This is a genomic window from Phyllobacterium sp. MT110, from assembly GCF_058792715.1.
In genome coordinates this window covers 1-23051 of sequence record NZ_JBXAFE010000008.1, presented here as the reverse complement: position 1 = coordinate 23051, position 23051 = coordinate 1, and the positions used below count along the sequence as shown (strand labels likewise).

Below are 23051 nucleotides of genomic sequence, written 5' to 3'. Positions count from 1 at the left end.
TCCCTATTTCGCCGCCTGAATGGCAGCCCAGACCTTTTGCGGGGTCGCGGGCATGCTCAGGCTGTTGTTGCGGATGGCATCGGTGATGGCATTCATCACGGCAGGCGGCGAACCGATGGCGCCAGCCTCGCCGCAGCCCTTGATCCCCAGCGGGTTGGACGGGCACGGGGTTTCCGTCGTCATGATGTTGAACGACGGCAGGTCCTGCGCGCGGGGCATGGTGTAGTCCATGTAGCTCGCCGTCAGCAGCTGGCCGCTTTCATCGTAATGCGTGCCTTCCAGCAGCGCCTGGCCGATGCCCTGCGCCAAGCCGCCATGCACCTGCCCTTCGACGATCATCGGATTGATGATCTTGCCGAAATCGTCGGCAGCAACGAACTGCACGATCCTGGTGGTGCCGGTTTCCGGATCGATCTCCACCTCGCAGATGTAGCAGCCTGCCGGAAAGGTAAAATTACTCGGGTCGTAGAACGCCGTTTCCTTCAGCCCCGGCTCCATGCCGGAGGGCAGGTTGTGCGCGGTGTAGGAGGCGAGCGCCACCTGGAACCACGGCAGCGACTTGTCCGTCCCCGCCACCCGGACATTGCCGTCCTTGATCTCGATATCCGCCTCGTCGGCCTCGAGCAGGTGCGCGGCGATCTTCTTGGCCTTGGCCTCGACCTTGTCCATGGCCTTGACCACCGCGGACATGCCGACCGCACCGGAGCGCGAGCCATAGGTGCCCATGCCCATCTGCACCTTGTCCGTGTCGCCATGGACGATGGAAATGCTGTCGAGCGGTACGCCGAAACGCTCCGCCGCCAGCTGGGCGAACGTGGTTTCGTGCCCCTGCCCGTGCGAGTGCGATCCGGTGAGGATTTCGATGGTGCCGACGGCATTGACCCGCACCTCGGCGCTTTCCCACAGGCCGACACCGGCGCCCAGCGCCCCGACCGCCGCCGACGGCGCGATGCCGCAGGCCTCGATGTAGCAACTCATGCCGATGCCGCGCAGCTTGCCGCGGCTGGCTGCCTCGGTGCGGCGCTTTTCGAAACCGGCATAGTCCGCCGCCTTCATGCTGGCGTCGAGCGTCGCGTCGAAATCCCCGGCATCATAGGCCATGATGACTGGCGTCTGGTGCGGGAAGGCGCGGATGAAATTGCGCCGCCGCAATTCCGCCGGCGATATCTTCAGCTCGCGCGCCGCTGTCTCCATGATGCGTTCCAGCACATAGGAAGCCTCCGGCCGCCCGGCGCCGCGATAGGCATCGACCGGCGCCGTGTTGGTGTAGACCGTCTTCACATTGGCGTGGATCGCCGGAATGTCATACTGGCCGGACAGAAGCGTCGCGTAGAGATAGGTCGGCACGGAACTCGAAAACAGCGACATGTAGGCGCCGAGATTGGCGATGGTTTCCACCTTCAGGCCGAGAATTTTGTGGTCCTTGTCAAAGGCGATCTGCGCATGGGTGGCGTGGTCGCGCCCGTGCGCATCGCACAGGAAGCTTTCCGTGCGGTCCGCCACCCACTTGACCGGAACGCCCGTCTTCTTCGACGCCCACAGGCAGACGATCTCTTCCGGATAGATGAAAATCTTCGAGCCGAAACCGCCGCCGACATCCGGCGCGATCACCCGCAGCTTGTTCTCCGGGGCAACATTGTAGAACGCGCTCATCACCAGCCGCGCCACATGCGGATTCTGCGAGGTGGTCCAGCAGGTGTAATGATCTTCTGCCGCATCGTACTGGCCGAGCGCCGCGCGCGGCTCCATGGCATTGGGCACGAGGCGGTTGTTGTCGATATCCAGCGTCGTCACATGCGCCGCGCGGGCAAAGGCGTCAGCCGTCGCCTTTTCATCGCCGATATCCCAGTCGAAAATCAGGTTGCCCGGCGCTTCCCGGTGCACTTGCGGCGCGCCCGGCTTCAGCGCCTCGACGGCACTGACGACGACGGGCAGCTCCTCATAGGCGATTTCCACCGCCTCGGCGGCATCGCGCGCCTCGCCCTTGGTATCGGCGACGACGATCGCCACCGCATCGCCGACATAGCGCACCGTATCGGTGGCGAGCGGCGACCAGGCGCCCATCTTCATCGGCGTGCCGTCCTTCGACTGGATCATCCAGCCGCAGATGAGATTGCCGATGCCGTCGGCCTTCAGTTCCTTGCCGGTGAGCACCCCGATGACGCCGGGCATCTTGAGTGCCGCGCCCGTGCTGATCCCGGTGATTTTCGCGTGGGCATGCGGGCTGCGCACGAAGACCGCGTGCTTCATCCCCGGCACGACCATATCGTCGGTATAGCGGCCCTTGCCGGTGAGGAACCGCTTGTCCTCCTTGCGCAGAACGCGTGATCCAATGCCTTCGACACCCATGACATTACCTCCCTGTCGCAGGCGCCTCGCCAAAATGTCTCAATTGTCTGTTTGGCCGGAAGCGGACTGCACGACGTGAATTGATTTCTCAGGCGGCCTTGACGGCGCCCTTGCCCATTTTTTCCGATGCGTCGAGCACGGCCTGAACAATGTTGTGGTAGCCGGTACAGCGGCAGATATTGCCTTCCAGCTCCGCGCGCACCGTCGCCTCGTCGAGCCCTTCCGGGTGGCGGCGGATCATATCCACCGACGACATGATCATCCCCGGCGTGCAGAAACCGCATTGCAGACCGTGATGTTCGCGGAAAGCCGCCTGCACCGGATGCAACTCACCATTGAGGGCAATGCCCTCGATGGTTGTCACCTCGGCGCCGGACGCCTGCACCGCCAGCATGGTGCAGGATTTGACGGCCCGCCCGTCCACATGCACGACGCAGGCGCCGCATTGCGAGGTGTCGCACCCCACATGGGTTCCCGTCAGTCCCAGATTTTCACGCAGGAAATGCACAAGCAGCGTGCGGTCTTCGGCTTCGCCCTTGACGGCGCGCCCATTGACCACCAGTTCGACTTTGGCCATCGGTTCCTCCCAGAACGCCTTGGTCACCGCCCCTCCCTGGGCCGCATGACCACAACCGAAAGTTTAACCTGTCCTGCACGCTTGTCTATCGGCAAAATGGAAATATTCCAATCTGGCTGTACTGTGCGGGACAGAGGTGGTGCGTAGAGGGATTTTCGCGGTTTCAGCCAAAAGCCGGCATGACGAGGCTTGCATTCCGCATGCAATAACGCTATCAGGCGCGTCATCCCTCCGGCACATTCCGATGGCCGGTCCAGGGATCGGGAAGTCCCTTCCCTGCCGCTTTAGCTCAGTTGGTAGAGCACATCATTCGTAATGATGGGGTCCTCGGTTCGATTCCGGGAAGCGGCACCACAACTTCAATGACTTAGAGGCGTCTTGCCTCAGCTTTCAAGAAAATCGCGAAGTCGTGCAGCAACCACGTTCTCGTCTTTAAGCTCACATTCCCAGATTGTCAGCACACGCCATCCGTCCGATACAAGCGCTGCTTCATTTGCCGCATCACGCTCTTTGTTCTTTTCGAGCTTCGGCACCCAGAAATCCATACGTGTTTTTGGAATCACCGAATTCCTGCATGACGGGTCGGGATGACTGTGCCAGAAGCATCCATGTACAAAGACGACCGCCTTGCGCGATGAGAACACCAGGTCGGGCTTTCCGGGAAGATCCTTGCGGTGCAGGCGGTAGCGATAACCCATCCCGTATGCGATGCGCCTGACAGTCATTTCGGGCTTGGTATTTTTTGCCCGAATGCGGCTCATGTTTGCACTTCGGCGCTCGGGTGTGATCTTGTCCATGTGCTGGAGGAGGCTCCTGTCCGGCTTCAGAACTAACCTAGCTCAATCCTCTCGATCGATGAATAGAGATCCTTGAGCTGATTATGCCGCACGCGGAACTGACTGCGTTTTTTGGGTAATGGTCTCGCAAGACGCATATTTTCCAGCTTCATACCAGGATCGAAATAAACGGTTCCTGCAGCAATCGCCTTGATAAACAGATCAAAATCAGTACCGACGCACAACTCCACGAACCTTCCATAGGAATATTCGATGGGTGGCTCTCGTTTCAATGACGGCACATACACCGTCTTGGCATGCTTACGATTCCAGTGCGCAAGCAATCCTGCATAGTGCCAGATAGCCGCAACGGTGCCGTCCGTCGCTACGAGAGCAATGCCTTGTGTAATATCCGTTATAAGCCCCCGATCCTTATCGAAGCCAAGCAGCTGCAGTTCCACTTTTGTATCAAGATGAGGTGGCGACCCCACTTTGTACACACCGCCGAAATTGAAGCGGTCTGCCTTGCCGCTTTTATCCGCATAACCGAAGCGGCGCATGAAGAATTCAAAACCATCGGATTTGTAGCAACCCCCAGTTGGTTCGGGTGTCATCAGAGTTACCGGATTTTGAGGCAGGTAGGCCGTGAAATTATTCACCGCATACTGTTTCACTTCCCATCCGAGATAATCAGGCTCGGAATACCCGTTCGGAGAAATCCCGAGTTCCGCTTCAAGAGTATATCCACCTCCATTGCGGGCGGCATAGGGCATGAGCCCTTTGGCACTTAGGCGTTGAGACGGAATCCATGACCTGCGATGAATACGCAGCAATTCCGCAAGCAGCTGACCACGATTATCTCCCGAGGCGGTCGCATCCGCACTTAGTTCAATGAAGACACCGATTTGGGATGGATTACCCATCGCGTCAAGCTCCCGCCGAAGCGGGCTATCAGGCCAAACCGCATGACCGAATATCCTGCCGTCCGGCGTCACACCCAGAAACAATGTGCGCCCTTCATCCCGGCAGGTCATGATTGCGGACGGTGCCTGACGTGCTCTCAGCAGAAATCCTGACATCCGCACTTCAGGATACTCAGGGTAGAAGATCAGCTTGGCTTCCGGAGCGTGATGAAGACCAGCCTCATCAACCCAGTAGAAGGACAGACCAGCCTTTGCGCGATCACGCTTTGAGCCTGCTCGATGCTTGGCGTCGATCTCTACAGATCCGAACGGGAGAAGATTGATCGCGTTGAAACCTTCACCCAGATAGACCTGATTTTTGGAGTTGTCGTTGGGTGAAAGTTTCTTGGCATAGAATTTGGCGGCCCCATTGGCCTGCATGGCTGCCAGCAGCTTCTTCAGACTGTCCATTCACTCCCCCGCAGCTTCGAATCGAGGGAAGCGTAGGAAAGAATCGGAACTGTAGCTAGTCCTGCCTCACAGGCAGCAATGAAAGGATATGAGGCAGCATTGTACGTGCGACCGCCCGGAAAACAGGAACCGCCACCGAGTTGCCGAACTGCTTGTAGGCCTGAGTATCAGAAACGGGTATCCGGAAACTGTCATCATACCCCATAAGCCGCGCGCATTCCCTCGGCGTCAGGCGCCGAGGGTTTTTCCCCACGCCGCGACTGATCAATATTTCCGAGCCGTCCTTGTAGTAGCGTGCAGAGAGAGTTCTGCACGTATCATCAGGGCCAACGAGTCCGTAACCGAAACCATTGCCCTGAGCTTTATGCTTCTTCGCATAATTCTGCAGGTACAGCCAAAGCTTGCTGGTTAGTGTATATTTGTCATTGACGGAGGCTTTTTCTCCCAGTGTGAATTGTCCTTCCGGGTTCTCTGTTCCATCTTCGGGATGCAGAATATCGGACATCACCCTCTCGCCGATCGGCGGTAATTCAAGGTCATCCCACGAGAACGGTACGTTTTCCCTGAAACCCACAATAACAATGCGCTGCCTGTGCTGCGGCAGAAAGTGCCGCGCATCAATGACTCTCTCATGCACGTGATAACCCAGTTCATCCCTGAGAACGTCACAAATGATTTTGAATGTCCGGCCTTTATCGTGGCTTTTAAGATTCTTGACATTTTCAAGTAGAAAGGCCGCAGGCCTGTGATGCTTGATTATGCGCGCAACATCGAAGAACAGAGTTCCCTGTGTTTCGTCAGCGAAACCATGTTTGCGGCCGAGTGCATTTTTCTTCGAGACACCGGCAATGGAAAAGGGCTGGCACGGAAATCCGGCTACAAGCACATCGTGAGCTGGTATTTCTCCCTCGTCAATTTTTGTAATGTCGCCTTCGACCGGGCGATTATCACGAAAATTGGCCAGGTAGGTCTGCTGGGCATATTTATCCCATTCTGACGTAAAAACGCATCGGCCTCCGATGCTTTCAAATGCCCGTCGCAGGCCTCCGATCCCGGCAAAGAGATCGATGAATGTAAACGGCGTGGGTTCTTCAGCAGATTGGGTGGGGGGAACAAGATTTTTGAGAGCCGAAATAACCGAGGCTCTCGGCACCACGTCACCTTTTTCCAATCGATGAAGGTGACGCATGCTGTAACCCAGTTGCTCCGAAAGCTGACTGTCGTCTAGTCCTGTCTGAAGTTTCAACAGCGCAAATTCATTGTGCATGGCAATCTCGATTCGGGAATGATTCTGTCAAAATGTCAAATTTTATCCCCCCGCTCAAGATGAGACCGTACCGATCCACGTCTGTACACAGAGGAATTCTGGTTGAAGATGAAATCCAAATTTAAAATGCTCTAAAAAAATTGATAAGCAACGCTCTTACTAATACCGGCTTTGCGCCGAAACACAATCAGGGTGCAAACAATCCAGACATCATATCTATGGCACTTCTCGTATCGAAACTCTGATTTCCTCCCCACCCCTTTCACCTCCTCCCATTTCCCACTATGATTCCCGGTGAGACCGGTCGAAATGGATCGGTCTTGGGGCTTCGTATCCTCTTACTAGGCGGTCGGTGTCGACCGCAATGACACCTCCTCAGCCCTATGGCCGGGGAGGCTTCGGCGTATGTCCAGAGCTTCGGCTTAAAGGCCGTAGCGGTCGTCCTAGTACGACTACGAACTCCCCGGTCACCAGAGGATAAACCTCGGGTGGCCGCTTTCCTCACGCGAGAAAAGGGAGTGCACATGAACGATTACAATTTCTGGTCAGACCTGCTCGATACGTTTCAATCCTCGCCGGACTGGATCAAGGCTTTGTGGCTGCTGATCCCGCCCGGCTTTCTGCTTGGCCTTGTGGCGCTGACGCTGCGCTTCAGGATCGCCGCCAAACAGATGGAGCAAAGCGCTGGGGGTGAGCTGATTTATTCAATCCATCGCGATGCGGGCCAGTTGCGTGTCGTCAGCCATATCCCCATTACGGACGGCAATCCGGCATTGCTCCTGCTTGACCCGCCTGCCAGCGGCGAAGCGGGATCGCAGGAAACGAGCCGCCTCGCCCCGCCCGCATAGGCGCCGTCAGAACGCGCAAGCCAGGTAATGCCGGGTATTGGCGGCCAAGCAGGCAAGCCCTTGGCTTGTAACCTGTAACTGTAACCTTGGCCTCAAAAGAAATACGCGGGGAGTGGCAACCGCCTCCGCCCAAAGCTGATGGACATCACGGCTGGAGCGTTCAATGTCGACAGTCTTCACCCGCACCGGCCAGAACCGGCGATTGCCGGTGAGGTCGCGCAGATAGGTTGTCTGCGAGGCTTACCGCCAGTCGGGGCGCAGATGTTCTTGCCGCGTTTTCACGAGCGCGGCGTCGGATTAATGACAAGACCGGTCGCGTATTGCATGCGAGCGGCTGCAGCCAAACTCGATGCTTCGCCACGGCACTCCGGCCGCTGGAACAGGTCAGTCCGCAACATCCTGTTCTGCATGCCGCCGCAAAGCCACGGGGTTGGTGACGGTTATGGACCGATAACCCGTCTCAATCCAACCCGCCTCGATGAAACGTTGGATGGCGCTATTGACCTGTTTGCGAGAGGTGTTTGTCAAGATACCAAGATTTTCCTGGGAAACGGAAATCGGAACATCCGTCGCCCATGACATGCGATGCAGGACTGACGCGATCCTGGAGCTGACACTTTTTTTCTGCAGATCATGCACGATCCTGAGAAGCTTATCGGCTGCCAAGATGGAAATGACGCCGAAAGCGCGAATGTTGCCAGGATCCGAGGCGGCCATCTGCTCCATCGTCTCAAGCGGCACATGCATCACCCATGTCTCACTCCGCGCGAATAGCTCTATCCGTCTCGGCTTGCCGGTCATGAAGCTGTCTTCGCCGGTCCATCCGCCGGGTACGGCGATATGGATCAGGCGCGGCGTTGAGTCGAGAGGCGCGGTATCCACCGTCACAGTCCCTGAGACGAGACCATAGATGCCGCCGGCCGGGTCGCCCGGGCGGAATATGACCTGGCCTGCGTCAAATTTCTGAAGCAGCGCATTTTGCAGCAGGCGCACCCGGAAGGTTTCGGGCATTTGAGCCAGCCAGCCGGCCTCGCACATGATGCGTTCCGCATTCGCCCGTGACATACGCGCCATTTTCTTCCCCCCGATTGTGCGGTTTGACACAATGTCCCGTTCAAAAGCCTTGTATCAACTTTGTGACAAGAGAAAAGAGGCCGCGACGATCGGGGGGGCAAGGCGGCTGGCATCGAAACCGAAGCGCGTTTTGCGGGCGGCGACGGCTTATGGCTGCTCGCGTCCTGATGCCTGCCCATCCCCATTGAATTGTTCGGCCGCGCCTGCGTAACCGCCTTGAGGTCGCATGCGCAGGACTGCCATGGGAACGACAACCATCCGTGATCGCAGCATGGCGTTGTCGAGGGTCGCTATGTCAACAGATGGATTGCGAAATGAACGATACATCCAACCAGAGTTCAGCGAATACAGAAAATCCGGTCCTGAGTGGCGAGCCTGGTCTCGATGAATTTCTTGTCTCCCACGGCGGGCCCTTCTTCGAACTTCAACGGCAACTGAAATTGCTTCGCCACAATGCGCTTTGCGTCGGGCCCCGAGCCGCCCTGTTTGTGGCCCTGGCCTGGGGCGTTCCGTTTCTGCTTGGCTTACCGCGCAATTTCTCTTTGGAGCACAGCCAGGGAGCCTATCTTGCCGATCTCGGAGTATGGGCAAAGTTCTTTATCGGGATCGGTGCCTTTGTTCTGGCCGAGCGACAGGTAGAAGCTGGCCTGAAGGCCAGGCTGTCCCATCTTGCGCGCGCACCCATCATAGCCCCGACATTCATCCCGACCGCCGCCGGCATCGTAGCCTCCACGCTTCGCGAGCGCGATTCCCGCATGGCTGAATTTGCCTGCCTGGTCCTGGCGCTTTTCGCCTCGATCCTCTCCTATCTCAACCTCCACGCGACACAAGAATCATCATGGGCGGTTGAACATCTCGCTGCCGGCAATCGCGTTACGCTTGCCGGCTGGTGGTCGATCTGTGTCAGCCTTCCACTGTTCGTCTTTCTTCTTGCGCGGGGCGGATGGAGGCACTTCTTGTGGGCACGCATGCTGCGCAAACTTGCAAAGCTTGATCTTCGACTGGTTGCAACCCATCCTGACGGCAAGGGCGGATTGGCGTTTCTGGGACGGTATCCGAATGCCTACGCCATTTTTGTCTTTGGATTGAGCTGCGGCATTGCGTCAGTCGTCGCCAAGAGCCTCGCCCACGAGGATCCCTCCATAACAACACTCAGCATGGTCATGAGCGGTTGGCTGGCGATCGTCATCGGCTTCTTCGCCTACCCGCTATCTGCCTTCACCCCTCCTCTTCTTCGATTGAAGGAGGAAAGCCTTTCGTTGCTGGGCGCTCAGGCAACGCAATTTTGTCGATCTGCGGAGCGCAAGACCCTTGGCCGGAACGTGTTTTCCGATGCCGCGTCCGAGCCTGATACGGAGCTTTCGGACCCAAGCAAGCTCTATGACGCGACACGCAAGCTTTCAACGATCCTCGTTGACAGAAGCGCCGTCGTGCCCGTTGCGGCCGCGGCCCTCATTCCGTTCGCAGTAGTGGGCGCGACGAAACTACCCTTCAAGGAGGTGCTATCGCTCGTGAAGAAATTGCTCCTTCTTTGATGCACAGGGCCGATCAACAGTAACGGTGAACACGGCAACCGGCATGGGCTCCAACGCGAGGGCCTCAATCAGGAGGTGAAAGCGCAGGAGCACCCGTCCTTTGAGCCCAGCATCAATCGTTGAGCGGTGAAATTCACACCACCTGCGTAGGAGAACGCCGATTTCACATCCGTTCGCCCAGGGCTAGAAATGGAACACCATTCCCAATATTGGTCCCTTTTGAACCACGTCGTAGACGAAGCCATCCCGACTGTAGTCGACACCAAGCGCGCGATAGCCTGCGACCGCCGACAGGTTGTCTCTGAACTGGTATCCGAGTGTTCCGGCCAGGTCCCAATCGAGCTTTGCCTGTCCGGCACCCACGACGCCCCAGCCGCTGAAATACACAGTGTCTGTGAGGAAATATTTCCCCCTTATGCCTGCGACAGCATCAACCCATGCGGCGCTGTCGCGCCCGCTGTGTCCGTCGAACAATCCGCCATTAAAGGAGATTTCCGTGCTCGCATACCAGACGCGTCCTCCCGCCACTGCGTCAAGACGGTTTTTTCCATCTTCAAGCAGACTGTAACCTCCGCCGAAAAAGCCGGAAAATGTCTGAGATGTAACATCGACACTTTTGCTGAAGACGCCGAGAGGGGTCTGACCAGCTGTCGATATCTTTGTATAAATGATATCGCTGAACAGACTGTAGCGGTCATAATGCCCTTCGATGATACCCATGAACGAGAAGTCAAGGTCATCGAAAAGGCTGCCGAAGTCGGAATGCATTTTTGCAGGAGGCAGCCCAAATTGACCCGCAGTGCCACTGATACCGGCGGCCCAGAAATAAGGACTTGCGCTAAAACGCCATCCATCCGGTTTGATCTCCCGCCTGTCAAATTCAGGCACGGCGGGCGTCAACGGAATATCCGCGGCGACAGCCACAGACTGGCTGCCAATCAACGCAGCCAGTGAAAGCGCGAGTAGTCTATGGTGATGCATTGGTCCCCCCGAAATTGCGCTGCGGTGATTTGTTTGGAGAATGATTTGTCAGCGCTTTTGCTCTGAGAGCACTTCGTTCTCGACGGCACAGTCGACTGCCGGGGAACTGGCTGTTTCCAATTCCTTGCGCGCGGTTTGAATATCGGCAAGGAATTCGGGATTGCTATGGAGTTTAGCAACCGTCGCGGCGCCCATAATGCGTCCCCCGTCGACATCGCTTTGCCAGTGGGCGTTGCAGATCACCCGGCTTTGCCCGAACGACAATCCGCGCTCGAGCAGATTATCAGCTCGCTTTGGATTGACTTCGGCCAAAGTGAGCGCCCAGGCCCAGCCCGCAGCAGTGTGCCCCGATGGATAGGAACCATCCTGGCGCAACACAGCTTCTTCGTCTGGCTGACACGTGCCCTCATTGTGCACGACGAAAGGACGGGTCCTGTTGTACCGGTTCTTGATGCCATAGGTCGACAACCCTGCATCCGTCAGCACGCGCTGCATCAGGCGATAGAGATGCGGTGTCTTCTCTTCGCTGATATCCGCGCCCATAGCACAAGAAAAGTTCTTCGCAGGCTGGGGAAACTGCAGATCAGCGTCTTTGCGCGCAAAATCCCAGCGCGCTTTTCCGCGCAGCGCCATCGTAGCTTCTCTGGCAGCCTCATCGCGCGCCAGCGCCGCACTTCCGTCCGCTGGAGGGGGCCCAAGTAAAACGAGACTGTTGGGAAGCTCGCTCGGTTGCAGATAGCCCGGCGCCAGATGAAAATGTGGATCAGTCACCGTCGGCCCAACGGCCGTTTCCGCGATAGCAGAACTTATATTCTGGCCAGATAAAGCCACCGCGGTGAACAAGGCCATTTGACAGATCTTTGACAACATCCAACTGCTCCTCAAGATATAGCTCCGGATACCATCTGCGCGTGGTTCCACCCGGGACTGGGTTTAGTGCTTGGCCTCGGGAAGCTTCCACTCACCACTCACAAGGGTTGGCTCCGGACGATAAAGCCGTACAGTGTAGTTCCAGCCCTCAACGATTGGCAGGCAGTTCGGGATTTTGCCGTCGCAGCCTCCGAACTGGGCAGTCACCGATCCGTCGGCATTTTTCGTCGCAGTGATGTCATTGATCGAATAGGCATTGTAGTCGTTTTTCTCGAAGAAGCCTTTTGCGTTGTAGACGCTGATCGACCAGAAAGCCTTTACCGGCACGCTCTTTGGCACGTTAAGGGTGTAGACCGTCTTGCCATCGTTTTTCTCAGGAGTGAAACTCGGGTACATGGCGTCCTTTTCCGGAATGCCACCCCAACCGGAGGCAGTGCCAATCAAGTGCTGGATCGGATCGACCTCGCCGCGGGCTCCAAAGGAATCGTGATAGGACGTCTGATGTTTTGCCAGCGCAAGCAGCGCATTGCGAACATCCGTGAGGCCCTCTTCATCCCAGTTTGGAAGGTCGAGCTTGCCTGCGTCCTTCTGGCTGACCTTGATGGCATCCTGAAGCTTGTGAACCTCGTCGAGATCCTTTGGATCATTAGGGTCAACCAGCGTCCGGACAGCGACGAAGGCATATCTGGTGCCAACCGATTTCTGCGTCAGCGTAACCGGGTTCGTCCCGTAGGCGACGATTGGCAGATAGTGATCCTGATCAACGACCATCATCGACATATAGCGTTTGCCCGCATCAGGCAGCGAGAGCGTTACCGGCCCGCCAGCAAGATCAAACACAGCAAATGAATACAGCGTATCCCGGTTCATACGGATGACCGTTTGCTTGTCAACCGGCACAGGCTCGCGGGAGTGCTTGAACTTGCCCAGTCCGCCTATGTCCTTTGTATTAGCCGCGAGGTAATGGTCGGTCTCCGCGCGGGCGAAATTGTCAACTGTGACCGGCATTTTGCTGCCTGATGTTTCGGCAAATGCTCCGCTGGCCCATACAACCGAAGCAACTGCTAGACTGATCTTAACCGAGCGGAACATGGATATACCTCTTCGTTCAAACTGACTAACGACCCCGCGCCATTCCACAGGGGGGCGACACGGAGCATGCGAACACCATCTGATCGATCATCATGTGACCAACCGGCAAATTCTAATCAGTCCATTTTAGGCATAGACGGATCACCGGTCTTGCCATTTTGTGCCAATGTCTGTCCGGCGGCGGCATTTCTCCCATCCAAGAGAAAAGGCGCGGAATGGCGACAAATATTCCGAGAGAAACACACCTATCGCAACTGCGATTGCGCGCGAAACTGCTGCGGCGTAACACCGGCTATTCGGCGGAACGCGCGGCTGAAATGTGCCGGATCGGAATATCCGGAAGCAAATGCGATATCAATGATCTTGGAATCGGTATCCTGTAAAAGGGCGCTCGAGCGCTCAAATCTGACGGTATCGAGTATATCGGAATATGCAAAATCAACATGAGAGAGTTTGCGTTGAAAGGTGCGCGTGCTGACGCCCGCCATCTCCGCGACCTCGGGAAGCGTTGGAACGGCTCCGTCGAGATAGGATGGCAACATCAGTTTGAGCACCTCGACGATATCGTAGCCGGAAGGCCCATCCTCATGCTCATGCGACGAGGCAAACAATTCGGTCGAATGATTGGAGAGACTAAGGCACGCAATCGGTATGCTGATCCAAGCGGCACGCTGTTCAGACAGGAAGCGCACGTTTGGCCAGGAGGATTGCGTCGCCGCACTCGGCGTGTAACGAGCTTCAAAAGCCATCGTCGCCGGCATCCAGTTGGGCCCTGTGAATTGCCGGACGATGTAGACAGAGAAAATATTCTGGAGCCATTGCGCATGCTCCAGATGCAGGAGCGCGCTTGTTCTGCCCAGCCTGCTGCAAACCCGCACGTGGTCACTATCGTGTTCGATCCACATGCTCAGGACCGTATCCTCCCGTGAGGCCCAGTTGCAGGCGTGCCGCAACGCAACAAGCAGTGTCGGGGAGTAAGCGATCAGCGCTCTGGTCTTTTCTCTCAGATGCGAATAATGCAGGCGCTGGCTGGCCAGGAAGCCAAAATCTTTGATGCCCTGGGTGCTCTGGGCGGTCTCAATAAAGTGGATTGCCGGCAAGAGCGGGACGTAGAGATCGCTTTTCGGCTCCAGAGACGATGGCAGCCGAAATTTTTCCAGAAGCGAATGCGTCGGCGCACCAATTTCATCGAGAATCCCGATAAAAGGAAGAAGAAACTGGCTGCGCGTTATGGGAATGGTAGCCATTGCACCTCGTCGCACTCACGTGGTTGACACTATCACTTGCCAAAATCGCGTGGGATTTACAACTTTTGGGGGTAGTGAATTTCACCGTTATATTGCCAACACATTCGGCTCACTTATTTGGCAAACATAAAAGTCAGGGTCGTGCGCAGCCCCCATTCTGGACTGCCCGCGGGTCCATCGGCGTAGTAACGCCCGCCCAGTTGCAAGCTCATAGCCTGGTTATTGATCTTGAAAACCTGGCTAGCGCCCAAATTGATTGGCACTGTCCATTGATTAGCCTCCCAGTCATAGGTTGAATCCACGCTGAGCGACATCGATCTTCCCTGGCCAAAATTATAGGAAACAAATGGCTGCAACAGACTGGCACTGACATCCTGCCTGCTCGAAGACCCAGCGACCGACCAAATATGATTGCCCAATGCGCCGACCGTCCACTCCTTTCGCTGGACAAGCGCCACCGCTGTCGGCCCAAGTCCGAATTTACCGCTACCAAGATAATCATCAGTGGCCGTGGGCAGAAGAAACACGGGACCGGCGCCCCATATCAAACCGCCAGGCCCTGCGTTTTTGGGAGATAGAAAAAGGCTGGCATTTATATCGCCTAAACCGGAAACGCTTCCACCTGGCGTGTAATCCCGATAGGCGATCGGTATAATCGTGCGTGATATAACGTTCCACTCATCGTTTATGCTGAATGGAATAACAGGCTGAATGTTGAGCCCGTAAGCAAAGCCGCCTTTGTTGGCACCGGCTTTAAAATCAAAATTGCTTTGAAGGGGAACGCTGATCAGACTGGCCAGCGGATTGGCTAATTGTTGCGACAGATCGTCAGCAGAAGGTTGCGACCAAGCCGCGCCAGAGTTAAATGTAATAAAACCAATAACCGAAATAATCGTGGCGCAGGGCCGCTTAAGCCCACCGAACAGATCATTTATGTACTGCATTTTCCACCCATCCCCTAAACATCCCGAGAACTAGTCTTGCATTAGCAAGACTATGTTATTTGCAACATTTCACGTTTTCCCATCGGAAACTGTGCCGATCCGCACAGTTTCCGATGGGAAAATTTGCTTTTATTGTCATTGTTTTTTGGCAGTCCACATCTCGGCAAGATCGGATCGCCAATGAGAAATTGATACGCGGCGTTTGGGCAATGACTCTTGTCAAATGATACAATTGGAGAAAAGGTGCCGCGTATGTCGCGAGCGAATGCCGAAAGCACAGCCCTTTTCTTCCATGACCCAGGTCACGGTGCTCCTCCTGACCAACGAGCCCCATGCCATTCCACAGGGGATCGACACGGAGCAAGAAAACGCCATCCAGCCGATCACAGCGCGATCGACCGGCAAATTCCAGTTAGCTCGTTTTTAGCATTGGTGGATCATCGGTCTTGCCATTATGTGCCAATGCCTGTCCAGCGACGGCCTTTGGCCCATTCAAGCGAAAGGGTGTTGAGTTCCGTCACCGGTTGACCTGATTTTCCATCTGCGGTTGACCAGAGTCGATCAAGACAAAATGAACACAAACATGAGTTTCGTGCGGATTCGGCGGGTCAGGGCGACATGGCTATTGCGGTCGACGGTTGAAGATTTCTGGTGCGGCGGGCGGCTCCAACTCGCGCCCCCGATAAGTTTCCAATGCAGCAGTGCTGTTCAGTTGTCTCGTTGATCCGATGTTACGGTTACGTACCTTCCGGGATTGAAGCACTTCGGCGATGCTGGCGTTTCGACGGGAGATGTCCGACCAAAACCCGGCGTGTTCGAGCTTTGGGAACATATGACAGGGCTGCGGACTTCTGACCGCAGGCTGTCGCAGAACGTACCCCGGAAGCATACTTGACTGCAGCACACGAAAAGGAGCGGCAATGCAACAGGAACTTCCCGATGTTCTCGATCCGCGCGAACTCAGTCTGATCGACCGCTACTGGCGCGCTGCAAACTATCTTTCTGTCGGTCAGATTTACCTGATGGATAACCCCCTATTGCGGCAACCCCTGAAGCCCGAACATGTAAAGCCACGCCTCCTGGGACACTGGGGAACGACACCGGGGCTGAACTTCATCTATGCCCATCTCAACAGGTGCATCAAGGCGCGCGATCTCGATATGATCTATGTTTGCGGACCTGGCCATGGTGGCCCCGGCATGGTTGCCAACACGTATCTCGAGGGAAGCTACAGCGACATATATCCGGCTATCTCCCGCGATGAGACTGGCATGAGGAAACTGTTCAGGCAGTTCTCGTTTCCCGGAGGCATTCCAAGTCACGCCGCACCGGAGACGCCCGGCTCGATCCATGAAGGAGGCGAACTTGGCTATGCGCTCGTTCATGCCTATGGCGCGGCCTTTGACAATCCGGAACTCACGGTCGCATGCGTTGTCGGCGACGGTGAAGCCGAGACCGGCCCCCTCGCCGCCTCCTGGCATTCGAACAAGTTCCTCAATCCCGTGCATGATGGGGCCGTCCTTCCGATCCTGCATCTGAATGGTTACAAGATAGCCAATCCCACAGTGATGGGGCGCATGCCGGACAGCGAGCTGAAAAGCCTGTTCGAGGGATACGGACACGAACCCCTGTTTGTCGAAGGCAGTGATCCCCAACGGATGCACCAGTTGATGGCGTCGGCTTTAAACAAGGCCTTCGACCGCATTTCTGCGATACAATTGGAAGCCAGAACAGCCGGCAAGGCGTCAAAGCGGCCCAAATGGCCAATGATCATCTTGCGCAGCCCGAAAGGCTGGACGGGTCCCAAGGAAGTCGATGGCAAGAAGGTCGAGGGATTTTGGCGCAGTCACCAGGTGCCCATTGCGAATGCGCGCAACGACAGCAACCACAGACAACTTCTTGAGACCTGGATGCGAAGTTACGCCCCCGAAAACCTGTTCGACGCGAGCGGCAGGCTGGTCGAGGATCTGCAGGCGCTCGCGCCTTCCGGAGACAGGCGGATGGGAGCCAACCCGCACGCCAATGGAGGTGGGGCACATCGTAAGCTGGATCTACCTGACTTTCGCGAACACGCCGTCCCGGTACCGGAACATGGCACCGCTACGGGAGAGGCGACACGGGTTCTCGGCGGGTACCTGCGCGACGTAATGGAGCGAAGCGCTGGAAGCCGGAATTTTCGCCTCTTCGGACCGGATGAAACAGCTTCCAACAGGCTGGACGCGGTCTTTGATGTGACGGGTCGCGTCTGGATGGAGACCATCGAAGCCTTCGACGAGAACCTTGCAACGGACGGCAGGGTGATGGAGGTGCTGAGTGAACATCTGTGCCAGGGATGGCTGGAAGGCTACACCCTCACCGGACGCCACGGATTGTTCTCCTGCTATGAAGCATTCATCCACATTGTCGACTCGATGTTCAATCAGCACGCCAAGTGGCTCAAGGTCATCAATGAACTTGCGTGGCGCCAGGACGTGCCGTCCCTGAATTATCTGCTGACCTCCCATGTGTGGCGGCAGGACCATAACGGGTTCAGCCATCAGGACCCCGGTTTCGTTGACCTCGTAGCCAACAAGAAGGCAGAGATCGTCCGGGTGTATTTTCCGCCTGATGCCAATACCCTGTTGTGGGTGGCTGATCACTGCCTGAAGACGCACAACCGCGTCAACGTCATCGTCGCGGGTAAGCAGCCCTCACCCCAGTGGCTGGCTATCGAAGACGCCATCAAACATTGCGAAGCCGGAGCAGGCATATGGGACTGGGCCGGCAGCAATGCCGACTATGGCGAGCCTGACGTCGTCATGGCATGTGCCGGCGACGTACCGACACTCGAGACGCTCGCCGCGGTCGATCTCCTGCGGCAATGCCTGCCGCAATTGCGTGTCCGGGTCGTCAACGTCGTCGACTTGATGACGCTTCAGCCGCAGGACCGCCATCCGCATGGTCTGACGGATGCGGCATTTGATGCGCTGTTCACAACGACACAGCCGGTGATCTTTGCCTATCACGGCTATCCCTATCTCATCCACCGCCTGACCTATAGCCGCAGCAATCATGCCAACATCCATGTCAGGGGTTTCAACGAAGAAGGAACGACGACGACGCCGTTCGACATGGTGGTTTTGAACGAACTCGACAGGTATCACCTTGCCATCGAAGCCTTGAAACGCCTGCGCGGACAACCACCCCGCGGCGCTGAACAGGCCGTCGAGCATTTTCGCAGCAAGCTTGACGAACATGCCCGCTATATCCGGATGCATGGCGAAGACATGCCTGAAATCCGGGAGTGGAGCTGGCCCTACCCGTCGGCTGCCGCAACCGGGGATTAAGGCCGTGCCGGACTTGATCCTTGTTCTCAATGCCGGATCGTCAAGCCTCAAGTTCGGGGTGTTTGCGTGCTCTGAAACGGCCGTGACGGAGGTCGCCAGGGGGAAATATTCCGACCTCCACGGCACACCGCATTTCTCCACAAGCACCGGCACACGCAAAGCCTCCGGGCTCTCGTTGGAAACGGGCAGTTCATTGCGCCATGTTTTGGAGCACTTGACCGGATGGCTCGCAAGCGAAGGACATATGTCATCGATCGTTTCGGCCGGACATCGTATCGTTCACGGCGGCACCAAATACCATGCGCCGGTCCGGCTGACGAACGATGTCCTTGACGAACTGGACGCGCTGACCCCGCTGGCTCCTCTCCATCAGCCCGCCAGCCTTGAACCGGTCCGCGTGTTACGGGACGTGCTGACCGGCCTTCTGCAGATCGGATGCTTTGACACGGCCTTCCACCATCATCTCGGTATCGAAGCCCGCAGCTACGCACTTCCGATCAGGTATCAAACGCAAGGCATCCGAAAATTCGGTTTTCACGGTTTATCCTACCAGCACGTTGCATCCGAGCTTGCTGCCGTCTCCCCGCAACTGAAGGGAAAACGAACCGTCGTCGCGCATTTGGGCAACGGGTGCAGCCTTTGCGCCATGCGGGATGGCACCAGCGTGGACACGACGATGGGGTACACCCCATTGGACGGGCTGATGATGGGAACACGATCGGGGGGCTTGGATCCCGGACTTCTTCTCCACCTGATACGCGAGCTCAAAATGAGTCCCGATGCAGTGGAACATCTGCTCTACAACCAGTCGGGCCTCCTGGGAGTCTCCGGAATATCCGCCGACATGCACACCCTGCTGGACTCGAGCGACCCGCACGCCTTGGTGGCAATCAATCTGTTCGTCTACCGTGCCGTCGCCGAAGCCGCCAGAATGACAGCCGCGCTCGAAGGTCTGGAGGTGCTGGTTTTTACCGGAGGCATCGGCGAAAATTCCTGGCAGATTCGTGAACGGATCTGCGCCAGATTGGCTTGGCTCGGCGTTCTTCTGGACCATCGGGAAAATCGTGCCGGAGCGGCCATCATCAGCAAGCCCGAAAGCAAGGTTGACGTCCATGTTGTCGCTGCCAATGAAGAGATCGTCATAGCGCAAAGTGTGGCAGGCGTGCTGGAAATCCAGGGCGCTTGACCTTAGCGATCAGGTCCTGAGCGAGCTGCATTCGAGCATTCTGTTACTGTTACATGCTTCCATTGCTTCAATGCATAATCAATTGTTTACTGGGGGAACCGCCTTCGATTCTGGAGATTGCACCAAACTTTATCGATAGCAGCTCAGGCAATTTCGAACTTCGAAGATCTTGAACAAGTGGAAGAAGTGGTGTGTTGAGTTCATCCGATGGATCACGATTTGACGTCACCCGCCATCAAACTGATAAATCCCGCAAAGCATTCAAGCTGGAATTTCAACTCGATCCGGAGAGAGATGCCATGACCAACTCGAACACCACCGCCAGCAAATCCGGCAAAACGTTCACGGTCGAGGCCGATGCCACCGCCGCCTATTGGCACAACAGCGCCGGCAACAGCCTGCCGCCTCCCGACATGATGGGAGCGTATATGCGCAACCGCCCGGTCCTGACCGGGCCGGCTGAACGCCGCAAGGCCTGGATCATCGGCAGCGGCATCGCGGGCCTTGCCGCAGCCTTTTACATGATCCGCGATGGCGGCATGGCGGGCGAGGACATCACCATATTGGATACGATGCACATCGAAGGAGGCTCGCTTGACGGCGCGGGCAATCCGGAGGACGGCTATATCGTCCGCGGCGGCCGCGAGATGAACTGGAACTACGATAATCTGTGGGACATGTTCCAGGACGTGCAGGCGCTCGAACTGCCCGAGGGCTATAGCGTCCTCGACGAATATCGGTTGGTCAACGACAATGACCCGAACTTCTCCAAGGCCCGGCTCATGCACAAGCAGGGCCAGATACGTGATTTTTCGACGCTGGGCCTCTCCAAATCGCAGCAGTGGGAACTGATCCGCCTGATGTTGAAGCGTAAGGAGGATCTCGACGACATCACCATTGAGCAGTATTTCAGCGCGGGCTTCCTCGAAACCAATTTCTGGTATCTCTGGCGCTCCATGTTCGCGTTCGAAAACTGGCAGAGCCTTCTTGAAATGAAGCTCTACATGCACCGGTTCCTTGACGCGATCGATGGACTGACCGACATGTCGGCGCTGATCTTCCCGAAGTACAATCAGTTCGACAGTTTTGTCCGTCCGCTGGTAGCGCATCTGCGGGAACGCGGTGTGAAGGTGCAGTTCGACACGCGCGCCTATGATCTCGAAATGACCGTCGAAGGCGAGGCCCGCACGGTAACAGCCATCCGTGCCAAGGTGGGCGGTGCCGATACCGCCATTGCCGTCGGCTCGAAGGATCTGGTCTTTGCGCTGACCGGGTCGATGACCGAGGGCACTGCCTATGGCGATATGGACAATGCCCCGGTGCTCGACCGCGGCAGGCATGATCCGGGCGACGCGAGCGATTGGGCACTGTGGAAGAATCTCGCCAGGAAGTCGCCCATCTTCGGCAAGCCCGAGAAATTCTACGGCAATGTCGACGGCTCGATGTGGGAATCCGTGACACTCACCTGCAAACCGTCGCCCTTTGTCGAAAAGCTGAAAGAGCTTTCGGTCAACGATCCCTATTCGGGCAAGACGGTGACCGGAGGGATCATCACCTTTACCGATTCCAATTGGGTGCTCAGCTTTACCTGCAACCGCCAGCCGCACTTCCCGACCCAGCCGAAGGATGTTCTGGTGGTCTGGGTCTATGCGCTGCTGATGGACAAGGAGGGCAACTTTGTCAAAAAAGCGATGCCGGCCTGCACCGGGCGTGAGATCCTGGCCGAGCTTTGCTATCATCTCGGCATTGAAGATCAACTCGACGATGTGGTGGCAAACACCAAGGCGCGCATTGCGCTGATGCCGTATATCACAGCGCAGTTCATGCCGCGTGCGGCGGGCGATCGTCCGCACGTTGTGCCCGCGGGCTGCACCAACCTTGGCCTGATGGGCCAGTTCGTCGAGACGTCGAACGACATCATCTTCACCATGGACAGCTCAATCCGCACCGCACGGGTCGCCGTGTACACGCTTCTGAACCTGCCAAAGCAGGTGCCGGACATCAGCCCGACCCAGTATGATATCCGCTCGCTGCTCAAAGGGGCACGGGCGCTGAACAATGGCGAGCCGTTTCCAGGCGAACGCCTGCTGCATCGTCTGCTGGACAAGACTTACTATGCCCACATCCTGCCGCCGCTGCCCGAAGCCGACGCCGCCAAGCGCGGGACCGCCGAAAGCGAACTGACGGGACTTCTCGGCAAAGGCAACCAGGCGCTCGGCACTGTGTTCGCTTGGCTGGAAAAGATGCGAGAAAACTTCACCACAAACAAGAATTAGGGTTCGCTAGATGACGCGTTAAACAGCCGATTTCAGCGCGGTTCTCTTTTCTCGCTTCAGCAGGAGGCTTACCCTGAGCGCAATCTGATCGAGCGGTTTTTCTCCAAGCTGAAGCATTTCCGACGCGTCGCCACACGCTATGACAAGCTCGGCGCTCAGGCCCTGCCTTGCCAGCCCGCTCCGAGCGCAAGCACGCTCCCCGGTCCGTGCACGGCAGCGAAGAACAACCCGGCTACGAAAGTGAAATGGTCGACAAAGAAGCCGAATTCGGCCTGGTTGCTGGCCCAGTGCGACGGGCCGTGGAATGAAAATCCGAGAAAGATGACATAAACGGCCGCGACCATCGCCGCCGGAGTGAAAACGGCGCCGGTCAGGAAAGCAATGACCAGCAGCATTTCGAGGATCGCTGCGCACCAGGCGAGAAACAGCGGGAACGGGAAGCCGGCGGCGGCGATGTAACTTGCCGTCGCGCCCATATCCATGAATTTGAAGGTGACAGCCATCAAAAAGACAGCGGCGAAGATAATGCGGGCAATGAGAATGGCGGCAGTCTGCCAGGCCGTTTGAGCGTTTTCCATGATGAACCTCCCGGTTGAAGCGGTTGATGCTGCAAGGACGGCCAAGATAGGGAGTTTCCGACAGGTCTGGGAAAATTTGTTTTGCCGGGCGATCACCTGCATGGGAAAGGCCCGCCAAGTCAGGAGTTCAATTGGGAATTTCCGGGATACTTTTAAACACTGCACCGTGCTGGAAGATGTCCGAGGACGGCAGGATCGGAACTGCAGGGTAGAGCTCGAGAAGTTTGCGGGCTATTATTAACTAGACGTCACCGGTGTGCCGCTCGCATCTGGACGGGAGCTTCTTCAGCTCGCAATACGCTTGCAAAGGATCGGTTGTACGCGCCGCAGACGCCTTGAAAATCTTCCTTTGAAAAAGGCGAAAACAGGCGAGTTTGGGACATTTTCATTTTAGCCCGAAAGTCTACAATCCAGATCAAAAAACCCGATGTATCGTGCCTTTTGGCAAAAACATGAACAAAGGCAGTCAAACGAACAACGGCCGCTTCGCGCGCCCGCATCCCTGTCGATGGGTAATTGTGCCTTCGCCTGGAAGCCCACATTGCGGTGACCGCCTGGAGCTCATAGTCGCATCACAACCGGCCATTCCCGCAAGTTCTGTGTGGATCACGCCCGGCTCGCCCGAACGCTCAGCCACCGATCATGGGGCTTTCCAACGCACCGATGTACCTCGCTGACGATCCAGCCGGCGTCTGTGAGTGCGGACCGCAGGGCAGACTCGCGCCAGTACGTCTCGACGTAGCGCCGGGGCG

At 56.9% G+C, this 23051-nt stretch carries 19 protein-coding genes, 1 tRNA gene and 2 pseudogenes; 8 read left to right on the top strand and 14 right to left on the bottom strand.

All coding sequences use genetic code 11. The features are described 5' to 3' along the window. Positions 1-3: 3 nt before the first annotated feature. Positions 4-2349 (bottom strand): xanthine dehydrogenase family protein molybdopterin-binding subunit, encoded by a 2346-nt coding sequence (locus AC1Q5O_RS24835; protein ID WP_492566700.1) that lies wholly within the window; start codon positions 2347-2349, stop codon positions 4-6. 88 nt (positions 2350-2437) lie between these two features. Continuing rightward, positions 2438-2926, bottom strand: a complete 489-nt coding sequence (locus AC1Q5O_RS24830; protein ID WP_105736548.1) for a (2Fe-2S)-binding protein — start codon at positions 2924-2926, stop codon at positions 2438-2440. Positions 2927-3204: 278 nt separating this feature from the next. On the opposite strand from AC1Q5O_RS24830, the gene AC1Q5O_RS24825 reads away from it, so the two are divergent. Further along, a tRNA-Thr gene (locus tag AC1Q5O_RS24825) sits at positions 3205-3280 on the top strand. Positions 3281-3309: 29 nt separating this feature from the next. Here the strand turns inward: AC1Q5O_RS24825 and AC1Q5O_RS24820 are convergent. From AC1Q5O_RS24820 to dcm, 3 genes are read right to left on the bottom strand one after another with little or no spacing between them, the layout of a single operon-like run. Next, entirely contained in the window at positions 3310-3723 is a 414-nt protein-coding gene (locus AC1Q5O_RS24820; RefSeq protein ID WP_492566698.1) for a very short patch repair endonuclease, read from the bottom strand. Positions 3724-3755: 32 nt separating this feature from the next. Then, a complete protein-coding gene (locus AC1Q5O_RS24815; protein ID WP_492566696.1) occupies positions 3756-5075 on the bottom strand; it encodes an MvaI/BcnI family restriction endonuclease in 1320 nt (439 codons plus the stop codon). A 55-nt stretch (positions 5076-5130) separates the two neighbouring features. Further along, positions 5131-6342, bottom strand: a complete 1212-nt coding sequence (gene dcm / locus AC1Q5O_RS24810) for a DNA (cytosine-5-)-methyltransferase (RefSeq protein ID WP_492566695.1) — start codon at positions 6340-6342, stop codon at positions 5131-5133. A gap of 524 nt (positions 6343-6866) precedes the next feature. Here dcm and AC1Q5O_RS24805 point away from each other — a divergent pair. Beyond that, a complete protein-coding gene (locus AC1Q5O_RS24805; protein ID WP_492566693.1) occupies positions 6867-7190 on the top strand; it encodes a hypothetical protein in 324 nt (107 codons plus the stop codon). Positions 7191-7196: 6 nt separating this feature from the next. Here AC1Q5O_RS24805 and AC1Q5O_RS24800 read toward each other — a convergent pair whose 3' ends face one another. Together AC1Q5O_RS24800 and AC1Q5O_RS24795 are read right to left on the bottom strand one after the other, a co-directional pair. Beyond that, positions 7197-7412, bottom strand: coding sequence for a VapE domain-containing protein (locus tag AC1Q5O_RS24800; protein WP_492566920.1), 216 nt, complete (start codon positions 7410-7412; stop codon positions 7197-7199). A gap of 162 nt (positions 7413-7574) precedes the next feature. Further along, positions 7575-8228 (bottom strand): Crp/Fnr family transcriptional regulator, encoded by a 654-nt coding sequence (locus AC1Q5O_RS24795; protein WP_492566691.1) that lies wholly within the window; start codon positions 8226-8228, stop codon positions 7575-7577. Between the two features lie 350 nt (positions 8229-8578). Between AC1Q5O_RS24795 and AC1Q5O_RS24790 the strand changes: the two genes are divergently transcribed. Then, on the top strand, positions 8579-9799 hold the full coding sequence (locus tag AC1Q5O_RS24790; RefSeq protein ID WP_492566688.1) for a hypothetical protein: 1221 nt from the start codon (positions 8579-8581) through the stop codon (positions 9797-9799). 183 nt (positions 9800-9982) lie between these two features. Here AC1Q5O_RS24790 and AC1Q5O_RS24785 read toward each other — a convergent pair whose 3' ends face one another. The 5 genes from AC1Q5O_RS24785 to AC1Q5O_RS24765 all read right to left on the bottom strand — a co-directional run bounded on the left by AC1Q5O_RS24785 (position 9983) and on the right by AC1Q5O_RS24765 (position 14933). Beyond that, on the bottom strand, positions 9983-10780 hold the full coding sequence (locus tag AC1Q5O_RS24785) for a hypothetical protein (RefSeq protein ID WP_492566686.1): 798 nt from the start codon (positions 10778-10780) through the stop codon (positions 9983-9985). 48 nt (positions 10781-10828) lie between these two features. Further along, complete coding sequence (locus AC1Q5O_RS24780) at positions 10829-11650, bottom strand: acid phosphatase (protein ID WP_492566685.1); 822 nt, start codon at positions 11648-11650, stop codon at positions 10829-10831. A gap of 63 nt (positions 11651-11713) precedes the next feature. Beyond that, positions 11714-12658, bottom strand: a complete 945-nt coding sequence (locus tag AC1Q5O_RS24775; protein ID WP_492566683.1) for a DUF1254 domain-containing protein — start codon at positions 12656-12658, stop codon at positions 11714-11716. A 329-nt stretch (positions 12659-12987) separates the two neighbouring features. Then, the gene (locus tag AC1Q5O_RS24770) at positions 12988-13989 is read right to left on the bottom strand and encodes a helix-turn-helix transcriptional regulator (protein ID WP_492566681.1); all 1002 of its coding nucleotides are present in this window, start codon (positions 13987-13989) and stop codon (positions 12988-12990) included. A 113-nt stretch (positions 13990-14102) separates the two neighbouring features. Further along, entirely contained in the window at positions 14103-14933 is an 831-nt protein-coding gene (locus AC1Q5O_RS24765) for a transporter (protein WP_472461816.1), read from the bottom strand. A gap of 265 nt (positions 14934-15198) precedes the next feature. Between AC1Q5O_RS24765 and AC1Q5O_RS24760 the strand changes: the two genes are divergently transcribed. The 5 genes and pseudogenes from AC1Q5O_RS24760 to AC1Q5O_RS24740 all read left to right on the top strand — a co-directional run. Beyond that, positions 15199-15360 (top strand): hypothetical protein, encoded by a 162-nt coding sequence (locus tag AC1Q5O_RS24760; RefSeq protein WP_492566679.1) that lies wholly within the window; start codon positions 15199-15201, stop codon positions 15358-15360. Positions 15361-15853: 493 nt separating this feature from the next. After that, entirely contained in the window at positions 15854-18259 is a 2406-nt protein-coding gene (locus tag AC1Q5O_RS24755; RefSeq protein WP_492566678.1) for a phosphoketolase family protein, read from the top strand. 4 nt (positions 18260-18263) lie between these two features. Next, a complete protein-coding gene (locus AC1Q5O_RS24750; protein WP_492566677.1) occupies positions 18264-19445 on the top strand; it encodes an acetate/propionate family kinase in 1182 nt (393 codons plus the stop codon). 299 nt (positions 19446-19744) lie between these two features. Further along, positions 19745-21721, top strand: coding sequence for an oleate hydratase (locus AC1Q5O_RS24745; RefSeq protein ID WP_492566675.1), 1977 nt, complete (start codon positions 19745-19747; stop codon positions 21719-21721). A gap of 69 nt (positions 21722-21790) precedes the next feature. Then, positions 21791-21871: pseudogene (locus AC1Q5O_RS24740) on the top strand (IS5/IS1182 family transposase); the annotation flags it as partial. A 5-nt stretch (positions 21872-21876) separates the two neighbouring features. Here AC1Q5O_RS24740 and AC1Q5O_RS24735 read toward each other — a convergent pair. After that, on the bottom strand, positions 21877-22299 hold the full coding sequence (locus AC1Q5O_RS24735; RefSeq protein WP_492566918.1) for a DoxX family protein: 423 nt from the start codon (positions 22297-22299) through the stop codon (positions 21877-21879). 606 nt (positions 22300-22905) lie between these two features. Then, positions 22906-23051, bottom strand: a pseudogene (locus AC1Q5O_RS24730) (class I SAM-dependent methyltransferase); the annotation flags it as partial.

Bases quoted from the DNA above. Each gene is read 5' to 3' on its own strand.
- AC1Q5O_RS24835 (WP_492566700.1), bottom strand. From the start codon at position 2,349: ATGGGTGTCGAAGGCATTGGATCACGCGTTCTGCGCAAGGAGGACAAG.
- AC1Q5O_RS24830 (WP_105736548.1), bottom strand. From the start codon at position 2,926: ATGGCCAAAGTCGAACTGGTGGTCAATGGGCGCGCCGTCAAGGGCGAA.
- AC1Q5O_RS24820 (WP_492566698.1), bottom strand. From the start codon at position 3,723: ATGGACAAGATCACACCCGAGCGCCGAAGTGCAAACATGAGCCGCATT.
- AC1Q5O_RS24815 (WP_492566696.1), bottom strand. From the start codon at position 5,075: ATGGACAGTCTGAAGAAGCTGCTGGCAGCCATGCAGGCCAATGGGGCC.
- dcm (WP_492566695.1), bottom strand. From the start codon at position 6,342: ATGCACAATGAATTTGCGCTGTTGAAACTTCAGACAGGACTAGACGAC.
- AC1Q5O_RS24805 (WP_492566693.1), top strand. From the start codon at position 6,867: ATGAACGATTACAATTTCTGGTCAGACCTGCTCGATACGTTTCAATCC.
- AC1Q5O_RS24795 (WP_492566691.1), bottom strand. From the start codon at position 8,228: ATGTGCGAGGCCGGCTGGCTGGCTCAAATGCCCGAAACCTTCCGGGTG.
- AC1Q5O_RS24790 (WP_492566688.1), top strand. From the start codon at position 8,579: ATGAACGATACATCCAACCAGAGTTCAGCGAATACAGAAAATCCGGTC.
- AC1Q5O_RS24785 (WP_492566686.1), bottom strand. From the start codon at position 10,780: ATGCATCACCATAGACTACTCGCGCTTTCACTGGCTGCGTTGATTGGC.
- AC1Q5O_RS24780 (WP_492566685.1), bottom strand. From the start codon at position 11,650: ATGTTGTCAAAGATCTGTCAAATGGCCTTGTTCACCGCGGTGGCTTTA.
- AC1Q5O_RS24775 (WP_492566683.1), bottom strand. From the start codon at position 12,658: ATGCCGGTCACAGTTGACAATTTCGCCCGCGCGGAGACCGACCATTAC.
- AC1Q5O_RS24770 (WP_492566681.1), bottom strand. From the start codon at position 13,989: ATGGCTACCATTCCCATAACGCGCAGCCAGTTTCTTCTTCCTTTTATC.
- AC1Q5O_RS24765 (WP_472461816.1), bottom strand. From the start codon at position 14,933: ATGCAGTACATAAATGATCTGTTCGGTGGGCTTAAGCGGCCCTGCGCC.
- AC1Q5O_RS24760 (WP_492566679.1), top strand. From the start codon at position 15,199: ATGCCGAAAGCACAGCCCTTTTCTTCCATGACCCAGGTCACGGTGCTC.
- AC1Q5O_RS24755 (WP_492566678.1), top strand. From the start codon at position 15,854: ATGCAACAGGAACTTCCCGATGTTCTCGATCCGCGCGAACTCAGTCTG.
- AC1Q5O_RS24745 (WP_492566675.1), top strand. From the start codon at position 19,745: ATGACCAACTCGAACACCACCGCCAGCAAATCCGGCAAAACGTTCACG.
- AC1Q5O_RS24735 (WP_492566918.1), bottom strand. From the start codon at position 22,299: ATGGAAAACGCTCAAACGGCCTGGCAGACTGCCGCCATTCTCATTGCC.